Genomic DNA, 16,367 nt, shown 5'->3' with positions numbered 1-16,367 from the left:
ATAGACTAACACAAAAAAACAAATAAATGAATTTTAAATTACAAGCTGCGGGTTGCTCGCTGCTCGCATTATCTTTTGCCATAACATCGTGTCGAAGTACAGATAACAGTATAGACGAAAGTGGAATAAACAAATCTGCTTTTAATGTGAAAATCAATTTAAAGGGAATTGAGAATGTAGAAGAATTGCCAGTAATGCAGGCTTCCGCAAATCACAGAGGAGCAAATATTGGAACTGCTCAGAAAGCAATTGTTCCTTTCGACGGAGATACTTTTGTTACGGCTACTCTTATTCCTAAATCTTTTGTACCAACTCAGGCAACCGTTAAATCCAGAGCAGCTACTATTGTTCCTAAAGAACTTGCAGACGGTGTAAAGTACAGAGTTATTGTATATGATAAAAATGGTGTGTATAAAGATTATAAAGAATTTACTTACAAAAAAAATGAAACCGACGGTTTTATTTTAGATGGAGGTCAGAATTATACATTTGTTGCTTATTCTCTCAATACTAATGCAAGTACACCTAATACAGCAGTGGATAAAGCACCATTGAATACTGCTAAAATAGCAGGGATTAATGGAGATCTTATGTATTTCAAAAAGAATATGACGGTAACAGGTAATAAGGATAACACACTTGACGTTGTATTGAGACACCAATTCAGTAAGATTACTACTAAGCTGGATGCAAGACAGGTTGGAAATATTTCTGTGGTTAATAATGCAGCTTTTACTCCTGCATTTACTTCTGCAGATTTGAGCTTTGCTACAGATGCTATTACTTATAATAATTCGATAATGAGTGGTCAGTCTGTTAATTTTCCTGCTCCTCAGAATCAGCCAATAGTAACCAGCAATGAAACTCAGGTGATTGCAAAAACAAATACCACTACTCCTGAAGGTGAACTTAATATTGGAACGGTAACGCTTGACGGTGTTTCTAAAAGCTTAAAAATAAATAAAGTGAATATTACACCTGGAGTTAAGTATAATCTTAATCTTAGATTTGGACCATGCAGACAGGATATTAATCCCACTGGATTTGCTGTAAAAGATGGAGTAGCTCAGAATTTTTCTTTCCCAGCTACAGACTTTGGCTTTGTATTCGATATTTATTCATTAGACAACTCATTTAACCTTACGATTAACGGAGTTCAGCTGGCTACCGAGGAAATTCAGTTTCAGGTAGGTAGTAACACTTATCCTCAGAATGTTAAGTTTCAGGATGGATCAGCCTGGCAATCTGGAGGTATTCCAGCTATTTATAGCATGGAGGGAGATAAAAATAACCCTTTGATAAGAGTCGTTATTGGTAAAGACGGTTCAGTTTCTATGTTTGGAAGCAAAGCTGCTAAAGGGCCATTGTTTCCATTAGTATTGAGTGGAACTAATAAATTTAATACCATTACATGGAATACAACAGGTACCAATACCGTAAGAGCAACGCAACGAGTTGAAGGTGCAACATATATGTCCGGACAGGGAACCGGGAAAAAGATTGTTACTTGTGATCCTTAAAGTTTGAATAGTATTTTAAATCATAAAAAATTCCCGGCTTATATAAGCCGGGAGTTTTTATTTATTGCTGTAGTGATCAATTACTTTACATTGTCCAAAGACTGTTGCATGTCTTCGTAACCACCACCATTATATACATTATCAAGCCCCTGAGCTTTGAAGAATTCCGTAGCCTGTCCGGAACGGTTGCCAGAGCGGCAGAAGAAGATTACATTACCTTCAAGACCTTTTATTTCATCCTGTCTCTCTTCGATTTCTCCTAATGGAATATTAGTGGCTTCGTCGATAGCGCCATTCATTTCAAGTTCCATAGGTTCGCGCACATCGATAAGATGATAATTTCCTGCTTTTAATACGTCTTCAATCATGTTATAAAATTTTTATTGATTAATATTTTGAGTTGTAAAGGAACGGAGGCTTTTCATCTTTACCTGTTCGTTGCTTAATTTTTTGTCTGTATTCTTTTTGTACATAGAGCTTTCCCAGTCTCCGTACATAGCATTTGGAAGAATAATGAATTTGCTTCCGAATAATTCAGGATGCTCTAAAACTTTCTCAGATGAAGTTTTGCCTTCATTATTATAATAATAAATATCTGAAAAATCGCTTAGGTTATCTCCGAAGAACAAAACGATATTGTATTTTTCAGCAAGTTTCTGGCGTCTGCTTTCCTTACTTGACTTATCTGTTTTTAAGATAAGGTGATCATTATCTGCATATGGAAAGTTTTTCTTCTGAAGGTTTTCAAGAGTTGGAACTCTTTCTGTTTCACTTCTGTTGGAAACATAGAAAATCTCTACACCATTATTTTTTGTAAAGTTCAGGAAATTTAAAGCTCCGGCGATAGGCTCAGCCTGAGCAAGTTTCGTCCATTTGTTCCAGTCTTCCTGGCTGAAGTTCTTTTTGTTTTCAATCTGATAAGCCTGATAAGGAGAATTGTCCAGTACAGTCTCATCTATATCCAAAACAATAGCTCTTGGCTTTTCCGATGCCTCTTGTGTAATGATTTGTGCTAAACGAATTTGTGCTAGCTGATAGGCCTGGATAGTTAAGGCTTTATATTCTCCGGCATTTTGCATCCATGCGGTAGCATTAACTAAATCTTTGGTGTCATGATCTGCTTTCTGAGCAGAGCAGGAAATAAAAGATAAAATTAAACCTCCTGTAAGCAATATTTTCTTCATAATCTAAAATTTCTTTTTCAAAGCTTTGCAAAATTACGAAAACGTAAAATGACAGAAGTATAATTTTCTCAGTATTTTTGCACCTATGAATCTGGCTGAAAAAAATACAGCAATTATAAAACAGAAAGCAAAAGACTTTGGCTTTCTGGCTTGTGGTATTTCCAAAGCTGAGTTTTTGGAAGAGGAAGCGCGTTCTCTTGAAAATTGGCTCACAAGGAATCTGAATGGTGAAATGCGCTATATGGAAAATTATTTCGATAAGCGTCTGGATCCTCGTTTGCTGGTGGAAGGAAGTAAATCTGTAATTTCTTTTTCCTACAATTATTTCCCCCGTAAAGTATTGAATACCGATGATAGCTTTAAAATATCCAAATACGCTTATGGTAAAGATTATCATGAAGTAATTAAAGAAATTCTTGGAGAATTTGTTGCTGAATTGCAGGAAGAAATAGGAGAGTTTGGATTCAGGGTTTTTGTAGATTCGGCTCCGGTACTGGAAAGAGCCTGGGCAAAAAAATCCGGAATTGGGTGGGTCGGAAAAAATGCCAATCTTATTACAAAAGGAGAGGGGTCTTTTTATTTTCTGGCAGAGATAATCTGTGAGCTGGAATTAGTTCCGGATACCGCAGTAACAGATCACTGTGGAAAATGCCGAAAGTGTATTGAAGCCTGTCCCACAGATGCTATATTGGATAATCAGATCATAGATGGTAGCAAATGTATTTCTTATGCAACCATAGAATTAAAAGAAGAGATTCCTGAGCATTTTCATGGGAAAATGCAGAACTGGATGTTTGGGTGCGATATCTGCCAGGATGTTTGCCCCTGGAACAGATTCTCAAAACCGCATCAACAGCCTCTTTTTGACCCAAATGAATCGCTGCAGAACTTTTCCAAAAAAGAGTGGAAAGAACTTACACAGGAAATTTTTTCTGAAATTTTCAGGAAATCTCCTGTGAAGCGAACAAAATACGCAGGCCTAAAAAGAAACATTGACTTTCTGTCGGATAAAAATCCTTAGAAAATCAATGCTTTTTCTGTTGAACTCTTTTAGGTGCAGTTTTTACTCTGAATTTGAATCTTTTTACTGATTTGCCTTTCTTAATCATATTCAGTTGTGGATTTTGGTTTTCCTAATTTACAAAAATTAAATTAAGATTCCACACATTGTAAACAATATTTAACAAAAAATCCGGTGCAAATTTTTGCACCGGATTTTCTTTGTTCTTTAAAGGATGGTTTATTTAAAATCGGTATCCTTAGCTGTATTGAAGGTATAAGATTTGATATTGGTTACTAAATCTTGTCCCATCATACTTTGAGAAAGAGTATGAGGTAATTTTACACCATTTACATCTTTATAGTTGCTATAAACAGTTGGAATTGTCATTTCCTGCCCGTTCATTTTCTGTGTTTTGGTTTCTCCGGTTTTTAACCCGCTGTTTACACTGTAATAGTAAATATTATTACCATCTTTAATGACATAAGAATCTTCTCCACCAATTTTTTCTATACCAGATACTTTTAGCTCCGGTTTTTTAGCGAAATCCAATTCTTCAAATAATGAAGTGTTTTTTAACAAGGCAGTTTTTATATCTTCAGGGAGAGGTGTCTTATTTCCCATCATCATCATATAACCATCTTTTCCATCAAAGGCCATTTTCTGAACAGTGTTTCCCATAGCACTTACCTCTTGCAATAGTTTACCACCAAGAGCTTTCTGGCTTTTAATAATAAGCTCCATTCCCTGCATAGTAGCAGAACCTTCAGAAGAGATAGAAGTTAGTTTTGCTATAGCAGCTTTACCACCTACGGCATTGATATATTTATCAGCAATGCTGGCTACAGATACATTGGTGTCTACTTTTTTAGCAGCTGGTTTCTCTGTTTTATTAGCATCTTTATCATAATAATTTACAGGATAGCCTAGTTTTTCTAACCCTTCGGAAATATCAGCTGCTTTCCCGGCAATGAAGATTCTACTTTGATTAGGTAAAATATTAGCCTTTGCAGCATTCTGAGCATCAGATATTGTTACATTGTCAATAGATTTAAGATAATTGGTATAAAAATCTTTTGGCAAATTTTGTATAGCTGAGTTGACTGCAAAATTAGCAATTGTCTCAGGCCTTTCCATAGAACGAATAAAATCTCCCTTTAACTTTGCCTTTGCATTGGCCAATTCTTCCGCTTTAATGGTTGTAATACCATTCAACTCATTAATGAATTCCTTTACCGCTTTATCCGTTACATCATTTCTTACACTTGCACCAGCTGAAAAAGAAGGAGAATATTTAGAAGTATTGAATGACGAATATGCTCCATAAGTAAATCCGTTTTTTTCCCGAAGATTCATGAAAAGACGAGCTTCTCCACCGCCGCCAAGAATATAATTGGCGAGTGTAGCTGCAAAATATTGCGGATCCTTCATTTTTAATGTTGTAATGTTCTCTACTGAGACAACAGATTGTACAGCACTTGGAACATTAATGACATCAACTTCTGTTTTTGCGACGTTATTTGCCGGATTTATATTTGGTATTGTGAAACTAGATTTCTTCCAGGTTCCAAAACTCTTCTCAATAAGTTTCTTAGCATCACCAAATTTAACATCACCAACTACAACCAGATAAGCATTGTTTGGGGCAAAATATTTATTGTAAGCATCCTGAACATCTTTTAGTTGTATAGCTTTTACAGTTTCTTCGGTATCAAATTCTCCTCTTGCAGTGTTTTTTCCATATGTGATTGCATTGGAAACTTTGGAAGAAAGAAATTGGGCATTTTTTTCGTTATTTTTCAGACTTTCAAGAGATCTTTCTTTTGATTTCTGAATTTCTTCTTCTGAGAATTTAGGATTAATTGCAGCATCTGCCATTAGACCCAAAACCTCAGGAAAATATTTAGATAAAGAATTGGCATAAGCACTCCCAGAACCAAAATTTACTGTAGCCCCAAGGAAATCAACTCGTTTGTTAAAGTCGTCTTTAGACATTGTTGTTGTGCCATTACCTAGCTGACTTGCCATAATGCTATTAACTCCGGCTACTTTTCCCTCGTATACAGGAGGTCTGTCCATCCTAAGGGTAACATTTACCTTTGGAAGCTTATGATTCTCTACTATAAGAACAGTAAGACCATTGCTTAGTTTAAACGATTGTGGAGAAGTTATATTAATACTTGGCGTAGGCCCTGGTTTAGGCATAGCGTTAAGATCTATATTCTGTGCTGCCATCATTCCTGAAATTAGAAAGCTTGCAGCGATATATGTAATATGTCTTTTCATGTGTTTATTTTTTTTCAGGAATGTAATTAATGATAACTCTTTGGTTAGGATTCAGATATTTTTTTGCAGCATTTTGCAGATCTTCTCTTGTGATAGATCTGTAAATATCTATTTCTTTGTTAATGAGATTAGTATTACCTAACAATACATGATTTGTAGCTAAAGATCCTGCAATACCCTGAATATTTGAGTTTTGATTTACAAATTGGGTTTCAAATCTATTCTGAAGTTTTTGATAATCTTCCTGGGAAATTAACGTTGTCTGCAATTTTTTAATTTCTGCATCTATTTCTGTTTGTAGTACTTGTTTCGGTGTTTGTCCCATTGGGATTGCAAAGAAAGAAAATACTCCAGCATCTTCAAGTCCGTCTGAAATTGATGCAATTTCAAGTGCTTTTTTTTCCTGATCTACTAATTTTTTATAAAGAACAGATGATTTACCGCCGCTTAAATAAGCTGAAAGCATATTGAGTACATATGCATCCCTTTCTTTATTTGATAATGTTCTGTAAGCAAAAACATATGCGGGAAGTTGGATATTTGCGTCAGTTGTTGTAACCTCTTTTTCTTTAATAATTGGCTCGTCTTTCGGGAAGTTCTTAGGGGTAACTGTTCCTTTTGGAATGCTACCATAATATTCCTGTATCCATTTTTTAGTCTGCGCCGGTTTAATATCTCCAGCAACAACTAAAGTAGCATTGTTTGGGACGTAGTATTTTTTATAGAATGCCTGAAATTCATCTAGCTTAGCAGAGTTTAAGTCTTCCATAGAACCAATAACAGATCCTCCATATGGGTGTTTATCAAAAAGGTGAGGATATATAGATGTACGATAAATAATACCTCCATATGGAGCATTATCTATTCTCATTCTTTTCTCTTCTTTCACAACTTCTCTTTGCGTGTCTACACCAATCTGATTAATTATTGCACTGCGCATTCTTTCTGCTTCCATCCAAAGTCCTAACTGTTCATTATTAGAAGGAAATGTCTCATAATAATAGGTTCTGTCTTGTGTAGTATTGGCATTGTTGGTACCACCATTGGAGGATACAATTTTGAACCAATCTCCTCTTTTAATGTTTGGAGTTCCTTCAAAAAGAAGATGTTCAAAAAAGTGAGCAAATCCCGTTCTTCCTTTTACTTCATCTTTAGAACCAACATGGTACATAACTCCAGTAGTAACAACAGGTGCGGAGTTATCCTGATGCAGGATTACATGCAAACCATTTGGGAGATCGTACTCCTCAAATTTAATTTCCTGAGCATTCATCAGCACTCCTAGAAAGGCTAATGAAGCAAATGATAATATTCCTTTTTTCATATTTAATTAGATAATTGTTTACAATTAGTAGTTAAAAATTCTTTTTTGTTACATTTTTAATATAAAAAAATACTGTTGACAAACTGTTGTCACAAACCCGAATTACCTTTGAATTAGAAATAAAATTTAATCTCAAACAATATGGAAACTACACAAATTTCAAAACAAGAAACATTTATGGGTAAAGAAGATTTGCTTAACCACTGGTTAGGGCACAGAAATCTTACAAGAAGAGTAATTGAAAAATTTCCGGAAAAAGAATTATTCGAATTCTCGGTAGAAGGTATGCGTCCTTTTTCAGATATGGTAAAAGAGCTTCTTTCTATTGCAAGTCCTGGATTACATGGAATAGTTAGTAGATCTGAAGAAGCATATAATCATAATCTGAATTTGAATACTAAAGCAGAGCTATTGGCAAAATGGGATGAAGAAACTCCGGTAATTATTGATTTATACAATAGAATCCCGGAAAAAGATTTTCCAAAAAATCATAATCTTTTCGGGCAATATAATTTTCCTATAAAAGATAATATTCTGTACTTTATAGACAACGAAATCCATCACAGAGCTCAGGGATATGTTTATTTAAGAGCACTGGGAATTGAACCTCCTTTTTTCTGGGAAAGATAAACACCTTAACACAAAATTAAACTCCGGCTATTGGCCGGAGTTTTTTATTCTTTCTAGTTGGGTTTCCAGTAAGTCTTGCACATCATTTTTTAGAGATTCAGGCTTTATAATGGTAAGGCGGTCCCCAAACATGAGTAACCATCGAGGAAATCCATTATCTATATCCCTTATTGAAAATACCATTTCAGTTTCTTCGCCCAAATCTTTTTCGGAAATGAAGCCATAATAATGGCGGTCCCATTTCATATAGCCGGCAAAAGAATTGTGTACCCTTATAATGGCTTCGGTACCTTTATGTTCATTTTTTTTCTCCGGTAAAAGTTGTTTCAGATGTGGATGTTTTTTAGAAAAGCCTATTTCCATAATCTGAATTCCCGATATTCTATCAGTACGAAACTGTCTGTAATCATTGCGGAGGAGGCAATAAGCCTGTATATACCAATGTCCTTGCTCATAAAATAATCCAACAGGTTCTATTATCCTTTCCTGGCATTTGCTATCCTGTACACCTTTGTAATCTATTCTTACCTGTTTTTGCTGAGCGATAGCATTAAACAATGTTTCCATTGTATGATCGGGCGCTTTTTTTACTGAATTTGAATGTGGCGGTCTTTGAATAATAATCTGATTCTCCAAAGTAGAAAGTAAATCCTTTTCAGACATTCTTAGAACAGATTTTATTTTATAGGTTGCCGAAAGAAAGTTTTGTTTCAGACCCTCATCAATAAATCTGTCCATTAATTTTTCCGCAGCAATAAAACTTAATGCTTCCTCCTGAGAAAACATTACCGGAGGAAGTTTATAGCCCTCCATTAGTTCATATCCGGTTCCTGCTTCACTGTAAATAGGGATTCCGGCCTGTTCAAGACTTTTTATATCTCTGTAAATTGTTCTTAGGCTTACCTCAAAACGATCTGCCAGATCCTGCGCACGTACAGTACGTCTGGATTGCAGATGAATGAAAATGGCCATAATACGGTCGAATCTTTTAACAATATCTGAAGACATAATAATTTCTAGTGGATAAGTCCAGCAATAATATTAATAGTTAATGCAACAACAAAAGTATTGAGAGCAAATGAAAGCAAACCATGAAACAAAGCAACACGGCGGATTTCTTTAGATGAAATTTCCACATCGGAAACCTGAAATGTACACCCCATAACAAACGAAAAATATGCAAAATCCATATAGTCTGGTTTTTCATCACCCGGATAATCTAAACCTTTTCCTCCTTTTGTCTTGTAATACAAATGTGCATAATGAAAAATATATAACGTGTGTACAAGTGCCCATGAAGAGATCATGCTGCCTACAGCAATAAGAACCATAAACCATTGGCTGATATTTTTATCATTAAATCCCATTACCATAAGAAGTACGGTGAATAAACACGCGAATGAAGCCAGGATAACAAATAGAAAGACAAATGCTTTGCTTCCGTCTTCTATACTGGCTTTTCTTATTATTTCGGTAACGCTCATCGTAAATATTGTGATCCAGCATATTGAAATATAGGTAATGGCAAATCCCAGCCATGTAATCAGTATTCGCGGAAGTACTGGAAGTTCTGATGGTACAATGACAAAAATAAGACCTGAGATAATAATAGAAAGCATCACACGATGAATTGGACGCAGTTTTTTTATAATGTTTAGGATTGAGTTCATGACTGGTTATCAGGTTATATTATTTAAATCAGTTCACCAACGTGTTTTTTAATATTTAAGGCCATTTTTTCAATTGGTAAATCATCTGCATCTGTACCAAAAGGATCTTCAATAGCTTCAGCAATAAGCTCCAGAGAAGCAAGAATATAGAAAATAAAAGGAACGACCAAAGTTACAAAATAGCCCATAGAGAATACAAAACCGAAAGGAAGTGTAATAACGTAGAGAACAATGAATTTTTTAATGAAAGAGCTGTAAGAATAGGGGATAGGGGTGTTTTTTATACGTTCGCATGCACCACAAATATTGGTGAGATCAGTGATGTCCTGATTGATATTGATAAATTGAGCATCAGTTATAATCTTGTCTTTATATAGCTGATTAACGTTGTTGTATATCAGGCTGGCCACCTGATTTGGTCCGTGTTTAGAGTCAAAGTTAAGTTCCGGATGTTGTATATCGTCCAGCATAAAGGTAGAATAATCGGAACGTAAAAAAGAGAATAAAGCCTGTGAGTAAAGCGCAATAGCTTTTCTGTAAAAATTTCTGTTTTTTGCATCTTCCTTTGGTAAATAAGCATTGAGCTTTATAGCCAGATTTCTGGAGGTATTGGTTAAAGCTCCCCATTGTTTTCGTGCTTCCCACCAGCGGTCATAGGCCGAATTGGTACGGAATACAAGCAATAATGATAAAACAAATCCCAGAAGACTGTGGACCGTGGTAATATTCTTTACCCAGCTTTTATCAGAAAGCTTTAGACTTTCGAGTTCCCAATATGCAATTCCCCAGGAAACAAGGCCCATGAATATAATATAGGGAAAAAGTTTTCTGAAGGTATCGGTTTTATGGATGAATACTACAGCCTTAAACCATTCTTTTGTGTTATAAATAGTCATACACAAAAATAGAATTTTTCCGATTCTTTTCCGATTTTTTGAGCTGTATTCTTACTATGAACAAATCTTAATAGACTTAATCTATATCAATTGAGTAGATATTCTTCTGAAAGGTCGTAAATTTGCGCCTTCAAAAAACGAACAGAAATATTAAGGTGATGAAAAAGGGATTATTAGCACTTGCTTTTGGTGGTTTATCCATCGGAATGACGGAATTTACAATGATGGGTATTTTACCGGATATCGCTGGAGATATAGGTGTAAATATACCTGTGGCAGCACACCTTATAGCATTATATGCATTGGGTGTTTTTGTTGGAGCACCTATTTTGGTTTTGTTCACCAGTAAATATCCACCGAAAAAAGTACTTATTTTACTGATGTTGATGTTTTTTGTGTTTAATGGTCTTTTTGCCATTGCCCCAAATCACTGGAGTATGCAGCTTACCAGATTTATGTCCGGATTACCTCACGGCGCTTTTTTTGGTGTGGGATCTGTGGTTGCTGCTAAAATGGCACCTAAAGGTAAAGAAGCCCAGTATATTTCCATCATGTTTACAGGGATGACAATAGCTAATCTGTTAGGAGTTCCTTTAGGTACATTCCTCGGGCATCATTATTCATGGAGAATTACTTACGGAATTATCTGTTTTCTGGGATTAGGAACGGCTTTATCAATTTTCTTTTGGCTGCCTAATATTGCTTCAAGTAATTCTGAAAATATTTTCTCACAACTTTCTTATTTTAAAAGACCGGAAGCCTGGTTACTAATTGTTTTAATCTCTGTAGGAACCGGCGGTCTCTTTGCGTGGATTAGCTATATAGCACCATTAGTTACAAATGTATCAGGGATAGCTGCCGGGAAAGTCCCTTTTATTATGATTTTAGTAGGGCTGGGGATGTGTTTTGGTAATTTGTTGGGTGGAAAACTTGCAGATTCTATTTCACCAACCAAAGCAGCGATGATTTGTTTTTCTTCTATGGCTGTTTGTCTGGTGGTAGTGTACTTTACCTCTCCAATAGAATGGACGGCTTATCCTATGGCATTTATTACAGGATTAATATCGTTTACTATAGGAGCACCTATACAGATTATGTTGATACGTACAGCTGAAGGAGCGGAAACATTGGCAGCAGCAGCAGGACAGGCTAGTTTTAATATGGGAAATACTTTAGGAGCTTATTTTGGTGGAATTCCAATTACTTTGGGCTTTGCATATAATACTCCGGTGCTTGTTGGTTCAGGAATGGCTGTAATGGGAGTAATGCTTACATATGCATTTTACAAAACCATTGTTTTGAAGAAATATAAGCACCTTACCCGTTAATGGATATAATATAAAACAAAAGCGCGGAGAAAATTTTTCTCCGCGCTTTTGTTTTATAACTTCAATAGAATTAAAGCTGAATTTTCTGTCCCTGTTCCGGGAATATTAACTGAACTTTAAATGGATTATTTTCTGTAAGTTCCTTCTTGATAGTCTCAATTCTATTACCTCCGGGTTTTAAATGAGTGATAATAATCTTTAAATCTTTCAGGTCTTTTTGCTGAGCTGTCTTAGCCAGAACGGAAAGCTCCTCGTTCAAAAGCTTTGGTGTAAGATGGCCAAAAAGTGCATTTTCGGCTCTTGCATTTTCAAAAGAAACTTCGATAAGTATGGCTTTTAATTTTTTGCTTTTTACCAATGGTGCAACATTTTGCCAAAGATCTTGTAGTGCATTGCTTTTTTCCACTCTGTCAGCTCCCGTATCTCCCAAATAAAGAACACTTTCTTGTTGTGTACCAGAAACCAGGATTGCAGAACTCTTATAAGGATTTACATGGCTTAGAGGAAAAATACGGCCGGTTAAATTAGTTCCGTCAATAGAAAATGGAGCATTTGTGTCCATTTTTCTATAAGTATATTTGCCCAGAGTAGGCTTATCCCCTTCATTTGCAAAATTGATCCAGGCATCATTCGTAAAATACCTGTTTTTTAATATTTCAGCAGTTTCAGGGATTGAATAGATATTCTTTTTGCTGTCATCCGGAGAATTAATGACCATACCGGATAAATGATCCAGATGTCCATGAGAAATAAAATAACCTTTGATGTAATCTTTAAGTACAGTTTCATTACTTACAGAAAATACACCTTTTTCTATAGCCTTATCTATACCCGCCCTTACCGTTCCGGCATCCATGCACAGAAATGAATTTTTCCCGGTTTCACCGATGAGGTAAGAACTTAAATTATTTTCTTCGCCACCACCATGTACTCCTAACGGAATAAGATCAAATGACTGAGCATTTGAAAATATTTGTGAACATAAAAACAGACTGAGTAATACTTTTTTCATGGGTTTATTTTACAGGATTTTGTTCTTTTTTTATTATTCTCTGGAAATAAATATAACCTAATAGCAGGCAGGCAAATACACTGAAGAAAGTAATGGATGTATTTTTTAGCTGCTGCGGAGTACTCCTTGCTGTTTCGAAAATATAAATGATAACAGGCCAAAGGAAAAAAGAGATAAATCTTAATAGGGGCTTTTGTCTTATCCACTGATATATATTCAAAAATATAGGAATAATGGAAACACACATAATAGCAATTCCCTTATAAATAGCATTCTGATACTGATCGAACAGATTACCATAAAGTTCTTTCTCGTTTCCGATATTGGCATAAAGTAGTATCCCGGCCAGAATAAAACTACCTATACAGATAGAAAGATATAATGTTATAATTTTCTTTACCATACTTATAATTTCCTGACAAAGATAATCATCTTTTATGGTTTGCCGAAGAAGAACGTGCTGATGCTTGTTTTAGACAATTTTATATCACGAATTATGGAAAAATATAATATAAATAAGAATTTCCATAGAAAGTTTCCATCGAATAAAGAAAAAAAACATCTGTATCGAATATAAAAAGTACTACATTTGATATAGTTAACCAACAAATACAAAATATATGAAGAGAATCATTTTGCCTTTGGCTGTTTTCGCTCTTGTAGTTTCATGTAACAAAAAAACAGAAACAAAAACTACAACATCAACAGATTCACTAACTACCAAAACGGAATCTGGTACTACAACTTCAACAACAACTACAGAAGTTAAGGCAGAAGTTCCGAAATTTTCTAATGAAGACGTGAACAAAGGATTAGCAGAATATCAGCAATTACTTACTGATTATAAAACAGCTATCGCAAATAAAGATCAAGCTAAACTTACAGAATTAGCTGCCAAGTTCCAAACATGGAGCCAGGGAGCTGCTGCTTGGGCTTCAAAATTAAAGCCAGAGGAGCAAAAACAATTTAGCGATTATCTGATGAAAGCTAGCAAAGAGTGGACAGATGCTGCTCAGAGTGCTGCTAAATAGAAGATAATCTAAGCTTCACAAAACGTTAAACTTAATAAAAAAGCTTCTCACCAAAATGAGAAGCTTTCTTTTATTTTATTGAAGATGTTGTCTTACTGAGCTTTTGTAAATTCTACATTAGCAACAAGTTTAACTTCATCAGAAACAACTAAGCCTCCTGCTTCAGTAGTCTGACTCCATGAAAGCCCGAAATCTTTTCTGTTTATTTTTCCAGAAATTTCGAATCCTGCTCTTACAAATCCAAACGGATCGTTAATAACACCACCAAAGTCAGCGTCCAATACTACAGGCTTGCTGATACCTTTAATTTCTAAGTCTCCGGCAATTTTACCATTTTCTATACCTGATGTGCTGGTAAATTTAATTTCCGGATACTGATTAGCAGCAAAGAAATCCTCACTTTTTAGGTGATTGTCTCTGTCTTTGTTTTTGGTATTGATAGAATTTACATCTGCAGAGAAATTAATCTTTGCATGGCTAAAATCATCATTTTCCGCTTCAATAGCTGCATTAAAAATTTGTAATTCACCACTTACAGTAGAGATTACCATGTGTTTTACTTTAAATTGTACTTCAGAATGTGAAGGGTCTAAGTTCCATTTAGTTGCCATAATTTCTTAAATTTTAATGATTAAATATTTTGTTAAAGTTTGTTTTATCCTATCTGAAAGGAAAGCATTCCTATCGAACCATAAATTAACTGATCGTTAAATAATTTTATACTATCATTATTATCTCTTAATGCATAAGCATAGAGAGAAGGAATATAATGTTCAGGGGTAGGGACAGAAAGCTGATTTGCGGAGCTGATACCTTGAAATTTCAGTAATTCTTCCTGTTTGTCCTGTAATAAATAATTTTTGAAAGTATCATTGGCTTCTATAGCCCAGTCGTAGCCAGTTTCCGGCTGATGCCAGTTCATCATACGAAGGTTGTGGACAATATTGCCACTACCTACAATTAATACTCCTTTATGTCGTAGATATTGTAATTCCTTTGCCAGTTCGTAATGTTCTTTGGGTGACTTATGAACATCTATACTGAATTCAATAACAGGAATATCAGCATCCGGATAAAGAAATTTTATAACACTCCATGCACCGTGATCCAGTCCCCACATTTTGTCTGGCTCCACAGGTGTAGTATTTATTACTTCCGATAATTCTGTGGCAAGTTCCGGACTTCCGGGAGCAGGATATTGAACTGCAAAAAGCTCGGGTGGAAAGCCATAAAAATCGTGTATAGTTTTCGGATGGGGAACAGCTGTTACTTTAGTTCCGGATGTTTCCCAATGAGCGGAAATACAGATGATAGCTGTTGGTTTTGGAATTGACTGCCCAATCTTTCTCCAGCCGTTAACAAAATCATTTTCCTCAATAGCATTCATAGGACTGCCATGTCCCAGAAATAGGACCGGCATTTTTTCGGTATTAGGAAGTCCGTTAGTGAATGATTTTAAATGATTAAGTTCCATTGTATTTGTCTCATTTGATAAAGCAAAAATACAATGGAACTTATAGCAGGTTCATTGATGTATGATAACTTCTACGCTATAGGTAATCCATTAGTGGCTTTTTGCTCTGGTTGCAATAGTGTAATAACCTGATTAGTGCCTACGATACCCAATACAAGGCATTCACTGAAAAAATTGGCTATTTGTTTTTTTGGGAAATTTACAACAGCTATAATCTGCTGTCCCACTAGTATATCTGTATTATAAAGATCGGTAATCTGGGCAGAAGATCTTTTTATTCCCAGCTCGCCAAAATCTATTTCCAACTGATAAGCTGGTTTTCTGGCCTTCTCAAAAACAGCTGCAGAAATAATAGTTCCCACACGCATATCAATCTTCTCAAAATCCGACCAGGTAATCTCAGGTTTAATATCCATTATTTATTATTTGTATTTAATGTTTCGTCTGTAAAATGTTCTCTATTTTTGGGTTTGTTAAACATATTCTGATTGTAGTCAGCAGATGTATTTCTGGGAATAGAAAGACTTTCCCAGTTTTGATTGCATATCATTTTTCCAGTAAAAACAATTTGTCCGACATGGTAAGGATAATGGGCAAGTTGTCTGTTGATAGCTTCTAAAACTGTATGTCCCTGATTCCGGATATAGATGATTTTCTCCAAATCTTCGTCTTTTAATGATTCCAGAGTTGTCTGAAAAATATTCCATCCTTTATCCCAAAATGCCATTAATTCGGCTTTAGACTGAAAATTATTTTCAAATTCGGCATCGCGGTTTCTCCAATCTTTTTCACCATCTGTAGTGAATATATCGGTCCATCTGGAAAGCATATTACCGGCTAAATGTCTGATGATTACAGCAATGCTATTGCTCTCTTCATTATATTGCCAGAATAGCTGTTCCTCGGTAAGTTGTGCGAAAGTTTTTTCTGCCAGAGCTTTGTAATAAGAAAATTGTTTTTTTACACTTTGTAAATAACCCTCATTGCTCATCTTAGTAAAAATTAATCTACT

18 protein-coding genes are annotated in these 16,367 nt (G+C 35.3%); 5 read left to right on the top strand and 13 right to left on the bottom strand.

The window, feature by feature from the left end:
• The first annotated feature begins 26 nt into the window (after positions 1–26).
• Positions 27–1,520: a hypothetical protein gene (locus ATE49_RS00750; protein ID WP_065080712.1), complete on the top strand. Its 1,494-nt coding sequence runs from the start codon at positions 27–29 to the stop codon at positions 1,518–1,520.
• Positions 1,521–1,600: 80 nt separating this feature from the next.
• Here the strand turns inward: ATE49_RS00750 and ATE49_RS00745 are convergent, their stop codons facing one another.
• Positions 1,601–1,888 carry a rhodanese-like domain-containing protein gene (locus ATE49_RS00745; RefSeq protein ID WP_034871006.1) on the bottom strand — a complete coding sequence of 96 codons (288 nt, stop codon included), beginning with the start codon at positions 1,886–1,888 and terminating at the stop codon, positions 1,601–1,603.
• A 12-nt stretch (positions 1,889–1,900) separates the two neighbouring features.
• Entirely contained in the window at positions 1,901–2,704 is an 804-nt protein-coding gene (locus ATE49_RS00740) for a 5'-nucleotidase, lipoprotein e(P4) family (RefSeq protein ID WP_065080711.1), read from the bottom strand.
• 85 nt (positions 2,705–2,789) lie between these two features.
• Here ATE49_RS00740 and queG point away from each other — a divergent pair, with 85 nt between their 5' ends.
• The gene (queG, locus tag ATE49_RS00735) at positions 2,790–3,725 is read left to right on the top strand and encodes a tRNA epoxyqueuosine(34) reductase QueG (RefSeq protein WP_065080710.1); all 936 of its coding nucleotides are present in this window, start codon (positions 2,790–2,792) and stop codon (positions 3,723–3,725) included.
• A gap of 219 nt (positions 3,726–3,944) precedes the next feature.
• Here queG and ATE49_RS00730 read toward each other — a convergent pair whose 3' ends face one another.
• Both ATE49_RS00730 and ATE49_RS00725 read right to left on the bottom strand, forming a co-directional pair.
• Positions 3,945–5,990 carry a M16 family metallopeptidase gene (locus ATE49_RS00730; protein WP_065080709.1) on the bottom strand — a complete coding sequence of 682 codons (2,046 nt, stop codon included), beginning with the start codon at positions 5,988–5,990 and terminating at the stop codon, positions 3,945–3,947.
• 4 nt (positions 5,991–5,994) lie between these two features.
• A complete protein-coding gene (locus ATE49_RS00725) occupies positions 5,995–7,314 on the bottom strand; it encodes a M16 family metallopeptidase (protein ID WP_065080708.1) in 1,320 nt (439 codons plus the stop codon).
• A 141-nt stretch (positions 7,315–7,455) separates the two neighbouring features.
• Between ATE49_RS00725 and ATE49_RS00720 the strand changes: the two genes are divergently transcribed.
• The gene (locus ATE49_RS00720; protein WP_059155335.1) at positions 7,456–7,944 is read left to right on the top strand and encodes a DinB family protein; all 489 of its coding nucleotides are present in this window, start codon (positions 7,456–7,458) and stop codon (positions 7,942–7,944) included.
• 27 nt (positions 7,945–7,971) lie between these two features.
• On the opposite strand, the gene ATE49_RS00715 is transcribed toward ATE49_RS00720, so the two are convergent.
• Genes ATE49_RS00715 through ATE49_RS00705 form a run of 3 tightly spaced genes read right to left on the bottom strand, consistent with a single transcriptional unit; the run spans position 7,972 to position 10,510 of the window.
• The gene (locus tag ATE49_RS00715; RefSeq protein ID WP_065080707.1) at positions 7,972–8,952 is read right to left on the bottom strand and encodes a helix-turn-helix transcriptional regulator; all 981 of its coding nucleotides are present in this window, start codon (positions 8,950–8,952) and stop codon (positions 7,972–7,974) included.
• A gap of 8 nt (positions 8,953–8,960) precedes the next feature.
• Complete coding sequence (locus ATE49_RS00710) at positions 8,961–9,614, bottom strand: DUF1345 domain-containing protein (protein ID WP_065080706.1); 654 nt, start codon at positions 9,612–9,614, stop codon at positions 8,961–8,963.
• Positions 9,615–9,637: 23 nt separating this feature from the next.
• A complete protein-coding gene (locus tag ATE49_RS00705) occupies positions 9,638–10,510 on the bottom strand; it encodes a bestrophin family protein (protein WP_059155338.1) in 873 nt (290 codons plus the stop codon).
• A 158-nt stretch (positions 10,511–10,668) separates the two neighbouring features.
• Here ATE49_RS00705 and ATE49_RS00700 point away from each other — a divergent pair, with 158 nt between their 5' ends.
• Positions 10,669–11,838 carry an MFS transporter gene (locus ATE49_RS00700; RefSeq protein ID WP_065080705.1) on the top strand — a complete coding sequence of 390 codons (1,170 nt, stop codon included), beginning with the start codon at positions 10,669–10,671 and terminating at the stop codon, positions 11,836–11,838.
• 70 nt (positions 11,839–11,908) lie between these two features.
• Here the strand turns inward: ATE49_RS00700 and ATE49_RS00695 are convergent, their stop codons facing one another.
• Positions 11,909–12,850 carry an MBL fold metallo-hydrolase gene (locus ATE49_RS00695; protein WP_065080704.1) on the bottom strand — a complete coding sequence of 314 codons (942 nt, stop codon included), beginning with the start codon at positions 12,848–12,850 and terminating at the stop codon, positions 11,909–11,911.
• A gap of 4 nt (positions 12,851–12,854) precedes the next feature.
• Entirely contained in the window at positions 12,855–13,253 is a 399-nt protein-coding gene (locus ATE49_RS00690; RefSeq protein WP_059155341.1) for a hypothetical protein, read from the bottom strand.
• A 217-nt stretch (positions 13,254–13,470) separates the two neighbouring features.
• On the opposite strand from ATE49_RS00690, the gene ATE49_RS00685 reads away from it, so the two are divergent.
• The gene (locus tag ATE49_RS00685) at positions 13,471–13,881 is read left to right on the top strand and encodes a hypothetical protein (protein ID WP_059155342.1); all 411 of its coding nucleotides are present in this window, start codon (positions 13,471–13,473) and stop codon (positions 13,879–13,881) included.
• A gap of 92 nt (positions 13,882–13,973) precedes the next feature.
• Here the strand turns inward: ATE49_RS00685 and ATE49_RS00680 are convergent, their stop codons facing one another.
• The 4 genes from ATE49_RS00680 to ATE49_RS00665 all read right to left on the bottom strand — a co-directional run bounded on the left by ATE49_RS00680 (position 13,974) and on the right by ATE49_RS00665 (position 16,346).
• On the bottom strand, positions 13,974–14,492 hold the full coding sequence (locus tag ATE49_RS00680; RefSeq protein WP_035589261.1) for a YceI family protein: 519 nt from the start codon (positions 14,490–14,492) through the stop codon (positions 13,974–13,976).
• A gap of 44 nt (positions 14,493–14,536) precedes the next feature.
• Positions 14,537–15,355: a 4,5-DOPA-extradiol-dioxygenase gene (gene ygiD / locus ATE49_RS00675; RefSeq protein ID WP_065080703.1), complete on the bottom strand. Its 819-nt coding sequence runs from the start codon at positions 15,353–15,355 to the stop codon at positions 14,537–14,539.
• 71 nt (positions 15,356–15,426) lie between these two features.
• Complete coding sequence (locus tag ATE49_RS00670; RefSeq protein WP_059155344.1) at positions 15,427–15,771, bottom strand: tRNA-binding protein; 345 nt, start codon at positions 15,769–15,771, stop codon at positions 15,427–15,429.
• On the bottom strand, positions 15,771–16,346 hold the full coding sequence (locus ATE49_RS00665) for a DUF1572 family protein (protein WP_065080702.1): 576 nt from the start codon (positions 16,344–16,346) through the stop codon (positions 15,771–15,773). Before ATE49_RS00665 ends, ATE49_RS00670 begins: the two co-directional genes overlap by 1 nt.
• Positions 16,347–16,367 lie beyond the last annotated feature (21 nt).

This window comes from Elizabethkingia miricola (assembly GCF_001675285.1).
In the GTDB taxonomy this organism is placed as follows: Bacteria; Bacteroidota; Bacteroidia; order Flavobacteriales; family Weeksellaceae; genus Elizabethkingia; species Elizabethkingia miricola.
The sequence above is the reverse complement of the archived record's forward strand: the minus strand, read 5'-3'. Positions and strand labels throughout refer to the sequence as shown.